This is a genomic window from Streptomyces sp. NPDC001070, assembly GCF_053598835.1.
The window spans coordinates 1-5,102 of record NZ_JBSFLB010000079.1; the positions used below are offsets into that span (position 1 = coordinate 1).

General features: G+C 72.1%; 3 protein-coding genes. All 3 read left to right on the forward strand.

From position 1 onward, the window contains the following. Positions 1-124: 124 nt before the first annotated feature. The 3 genes from gap (at position 125) to ppdK (ending at position 4,876) form a co-directional block, all read left to right on the forward strand. A complete protein-coding gene (gene gap / locus ACWDAS_RS41290; protein WP_450401115.1) occupies positions 125-1,141 on the forward strand; it encodes a type I glyceraldehyde-3-phosphate dehydrogenase in 1,017 nt (338 codons plus the stop codon). Between the two features lie 136 nt (positions 1,142-1,277). After that, positions 1,278-2,177, forward strand: a complete 900-nt coding sequence (locus ACWDAS_RS41295) for a universal stress protein (RefSeq protein WP_450401116.1) — start codon at positions 1,278-1,280, stop codon at positions 2,175-2,177. 41 nt (positions 2,178-2,218) lie between these two features. Beyond that, positions 2,219-4,876: a pyruvate, phosphate dikinase gene (gene ppdK, locus ACWDAS_RS41300; protein ID WP_450401118.1), complete on the forward strand. Its 2,658-nt coding sequence runs from the start codon at positions 2,219-2,221 to the stop codon at positions 4,874-4,876. Positions 4,877-5,102 lie beyond the last annotated feature (226 nt).

Here is a 5,102-nt window from a genome sequence, read left to right on the forward strand (position 1 = left end):
GCCCGGCTCCCCCTCGTCCGCGACCACGCCTGGCTCCGCTGAACCCCACCCGCACGACCCACCACACCGGCCCGGGGACACACATCCCCGGGCCGCCCATGGCAGAGGAACCGGAGAGACCGACATGACCGTGCGCATCGGCATCAACGGATTCGGCCGCATCGGACGCAACTACCTGCGGGCCGTACTGGACCAGGCGGACCAGGACGGCACGGCCGTCGAGGTGGTGGCCGTCAACGACATCGCCCCCACCGCCACCCTGGCCCACCTGCTGGAGTACGACTCCACCTACGGGCGTCTGCACCGGCCGGTGGAGCACGACCGGCAGTCCCTCGTCGTCGCAGGACATGACATCGCGGTCACCGCGGAGCGCGACCCCGGCGCCGTGCCCTGGTCCCGGCACAACGTGGACATCGTCATCGAGGCCACCGGCCGCCTGCGCGCCCGCGACGACGCCGCGCTGCATCTGAAGGCCGGCGCGCGCAAGGTCCTGATCTCCGCCCCGGGCAAGGACGCGGACGCCACCATCGTGATGGGCGTCAACGAATCCGCCTACCACCCCACGCTCCACCGCATCGTCTCCGGCGCGTCCTGCACCACCAACTGCGTCGCCCCGATGGTGCACGTCCTCCAGCAGCGGTTCGGCGTCGACAAGGGCCTGATGACCACCGTCCACGGCTATACCAACGACCAGTCGCTGCTGGACGGCCCCCACAAGGATCTGCGTCGGGCCCGGTCCGCGGCGCTGAGCATCATCCCGACCAGCACGGGTGCCGCCCGCGCGGTCGGGCTGGTCCTGCCGGACCTCGACGGCACCCTGGACGGCATCGCCGTCCGCGTGCCCGTCGAGGACGGCTCTTTGACCGACCTCACCGTCGTGCTGCGCCGTGCCGTCACGGCCGAGGAGGTCAACGCCGCATTCGAAGAGGCGGCCGGGAACACTCTGCACGGCATCCTGCGGGTCAGCACCGCTCCGATCGTCTCCCGCGATGTCATCGGCGATCCGGCGTCCTGCGTCGTGGACGCCGCGTTGACGCAGACCCACGGCGATCTGGTGAAGGTCTTCGGCTGGTACGACAACGAGTGGGGCTACTGCAACCGGCTCGTGGACCTCACCGAGTACGTAGCCGCCCGCCTGTGAGCAGCGGCCCGCCGGCATGGGCCGACCGGTCCCGGACGGGGACCTGCGGCCCCTGTCCGCCGCCGGGCAATCCGGGAACGGTAAGAGCAGAGGCTCCTCCACCGGCCTCACCCCACCCCGCAAGGAGGTCATCACCATGGCGCGTCCTGTCATCGCAGGTGTGGACGGCTCCCCCGAGAGCCTGGCGGCCGCCGACTGGGCGGCCAGGGAAGCGGGCCTGCGCGGTCTGCCCCTGCGACTGCTGCACGCCTGGGAGTGGCGCCCCTACGCCAACGCGCCCCTCGCCGGGCCGGTGGCCATGCGGTCCTGGGCCGCGGGCATCCCCAGGGACGCGGCCCTCACCCTCCAGGAGCGGTATCCGCTGCTGGAGGTCGCCTCCCAGGAGATCGCCGGGCAACCAGTGGCGGTCCTCGCGGCCGCCGCCGGTGAGGCGGAGGTGCTGGCGCTCGGTTCCCGCGGCCTCCATGGCATCACGGGGTTCCTGGTCGGATCGGTGGCACTCGCGGTGATCGCCGCCGTGCACCGCCCGGTCGTTCTGGTCCGGGCCGGGAAGACCGCCGAGGACGAGCACTTCCCCGACGCCGACGGGCTGGCGTCGGCCACCACGCCGTACCGGGATGTCGTCCTCGGTCTCGACCTGGACCAGCCGCACGACGACCTGCTCGCCTTCGCCTTCGACGCCGCCGCCCGGCGGGCCGCGCGCCTGCGGGTCATCCACGGCTGGACGCTGCCGCCGAACGTGCACGGCACCGGCACGGTCCTGCCCGATCTGATCAAGGCGGCGACAACGGAGCGCGACACGGCACTGCGCGAGGCCCTGCGACCGTGGCAGCTCAAGTACCCGGAGGTCGACGTCCACGCCCACCAGGCCATCGGCCGAGCGGCCGACCACCTGGTCGACGCCTCCGCCGAGGCCGGCCTGCTCGTCGTCGGCCGCCGCATCCGCCGGTCCGCCGTCGGCAGCCACATCGGGCCGGTCACGCACGCCGTCCTGCACCACAGCGCCGCACCCGTGGCAGTCGTTCCGCACCCCTGAACCCCGTCCGCAGTCCCCGTCCCCGCACCGGGAGGTCCGCCATGCCGACGTCTGCCGGCACACCGTACGTGTTCGACTTCTCCGACGGCGACCGAACCATGACCGACCTGCTGGGCGGCAAGGGGGCGGGGCTTGCGGAAATGACCCGGATCGGTCTTCCCGTACCTCCCGGCTTCACGATCACCACCGGGGCGTGCCGGCAGTTCCTGGCCACCGGTGCCGAGCCGCCCTCGCTGGCCGCCGAGGTGGACGCCCATCTCGCCACTTTGGAGGAGCGGATGGGCCGCCGGTTGGGCGACCCTCACGACCCGCTGCTGCTGGCGGTGCGTTCCGGGGCCGCCCATTCCATGCCCGGCATGATGGAGACCATCCTGGACATCGGGCTCAACGACAGCAGCGTGCACGGACTGGCCAAGTCCTCCGGCCGGGAACACTTCGCGTGGGACTCCTACCGGCGCCTGATCGAGATGTTCGGCACCACGGTGCTCGGAATCGACGGCACCCGCTTCACCGCCGCTCGCGCCGCACGCCCCGAACCCGCCGATCTCCCGCTGCTGATCGGGGACTTCAAGTCCATCGTGCGGGCCGCCACCGGTACGGATTTCCCGCAGGACCCCTTGCTGCAGCTCCGCATGGCCGTCCGCGCGGTCTTCGCCTCGTGGAACGGTGACCGGGCCCGCCTGTACCGGCGTCGCGAGCACATCGCCGACAGCCTCGGCACCGCCGTGAACGTGCAGGCCATGGTCTTCGGCAACCTGGGTCCCGACTCCGGAACAGGGGTGGCCTTCACGCGCGACCCGGCCACCGGGCTGCCGGGAATCTACGGGGACTACCTGCCCGACGCGCAGGGTGAGGACGTCGTATCCGGAATCCGCAACGCCGTGCCGCTGGCGGATCTCGAGCGCCTGGACCCATTGGCGTACACCCGCCTCCGCGATCTCCTGCGGATTCTGGAGGGCCACTACCGGGACCTGTGCGACGTGGAGTTCACCATCGAGCGGGGCAGGCTGTGGATGCTGCAGACGCGCATCGGCAAACGCACCGCGGAGGCCGCCTTCCTGATCGCCGTCCAGCTCGTCGACGAGGGGCTGATCTCCTGGGACGAGGCGCTGCTGCGGGTCTCCGGTGAGCGGCTCGCGCGGTTGCTCTTCCCCCGCTTCGACTCCGACGCGGCAGGTACTCCCTTGGCCCGCGGTGTGCCCGCATCGCCCGGAGCGGCCGTCGGTGCGGCTGTCTTCGACTCGGCGGAGGCGGTCCGCCGCGCCGCCGCCGGGGAGGCCGTGGTGCTCGTCCGCCGGGAGACCACGCCCGACGACCTGCCCGGCATGATCGCCGCCCGGGCCGTGCTCACCAGCCGCGGCGGCAAGACCAGCCACGCCGCCGTGGTCGCGCGGGGCATGGGCCGTACTTGTGTCTGCGGCGCGGAACAACTCACGGTCGACCCCACCGCCAGGCGCTTCTCCACCGCCACGGGAGAGGTCGTCAGCGAGGGAGCGGTCATCTCGGTCGACGGATTCGCCGGAACCGTGCACCGGGGCTCCCTGCCCTTGGTCGAGTCCCGCGTCATGCGCTACTTCGAGACCGGACAGCGCGCGCCCGGACTGGTCGACGCTGTGGCCAGGATCATGGAGCACGCCGACTCCGTGCGCCGGCTGGGGGTGCGCGCCAACGCCGACACCCCCCAGGACGCCGCCCGCGCGCGCCGGTTCGGCGCGGCCGGCATCGGCCTGTGCCGCACCGAGCACATGTTCCTCGGTGACCGCCGCCCGCTGATCGAGGCCATGATCCTCGCCGGGGACGACGAGGGGCGTGCCCGCGCCCTGGACGCGCTGCTGCCTCTGCAGCGCGCCGACTTCACCGCGATCCTTCAGGCGATGGACGGGCTGCCGGTCACCATCCGGCTCATCGACCCGCCCCTGCACGAGTTCCTCCCCGACCGCACCGACCTCGCGGTCCGCGTCGCCCGGGCCGAGGCCGGAGGCCGCACCCCGGACCCACGCGACCTGGACCTGCTGTCCGCCGTCGAACGCACCCATGAGCAGAACCCGATGCTCGGCCTGCGCGGCGTGCGCCTGGGCCTCCTCGTTCCCGGCCTGATCGCGATGCAGGTCCGTGCCGTCGCCGAAGCTGTCGCCGAACGCCGGCGCGCCGGCGGCAGCCCGCAGGCCGAGATCATGGTCCCGCTCACCGTCACCACCGGTGAACTACTGGCCGTGCGAGCCGAAACCGAACAGATCCTCCGAGAGGTGTCCGAAGCCACGGGCACCGGCATCCACTGCCCGATCGGAACAATGATCGAGCTGCCCCGGGCAGCATTGACCGCCGGGGCGCTGGCTCGGACCGCGGACTTCTTCTCCTTCGGCACCAACGACCTCACCCAGACCACCTGGGGTCTGTCCCGCGACGACGCCGAAGCCTCGTTCCTCCCCGCCTACCTCGACCGCGGCATCCTCACCGGATCTCCGTTCGAGTCCCTCGACCCCGACGGCGTCGGCCGCCTGGTCCGCATCGCCGTCGACGAAGGCCGTGCGACCCGCCCCGACCTGACAACCGGCATCTGCGGAGAACACGGCGGCGACCCGGCGTCGGTGCACTTCTTCCACCAGGCGGGGCTCGACTACGTCTCCTGCTCCCCCTACCGCGTCCCCGTGGCCCGGCTGGAGGCGGGTCGTGCGGCGCTGGCCTCCCCTCGTACCTGAGCCGGGCGGCAGGTCGCCCGGGTGGCATCCCGCGGGGTTCCGCATACGACTCCGTCAGGGAACCGGGCCGGCCGACGCGAACGTGACGGTTCGGCCGGCAAGGCTTCGGTGAGTTCGGATTCCCGGTGCTACCAGGCCGTCGAAGAGGGCACGGGCAACGACGTTGTCAGGCGGTGGGCGTCGGGTCGGCATGCCGGTTCCACCGGCGCAGCTTCTCCGGGTTGAG

Coding starts and splice junctions, on each gene's coding strand:
- ppdK (WP_450401118.1), top strand. CDS start 2,219: ATGCCGACGTCTGCCGGCACACCGTACGTGTTCGACTTCTCCGACGGC.
- ACWDAS_RS41295 (WP_450401116.1), top strand. CDS start 1,278: ATGGCGCGTCCTGTCATCGCAGGTGTGGACGGCTCCCCCGAGAGCCTG.
- gap (WP_450401115.1), top strand. CDS start 125: ATGACCGTGCGCATCGGCATCAACGGATTCGGCCGCATCGGACGCAAC.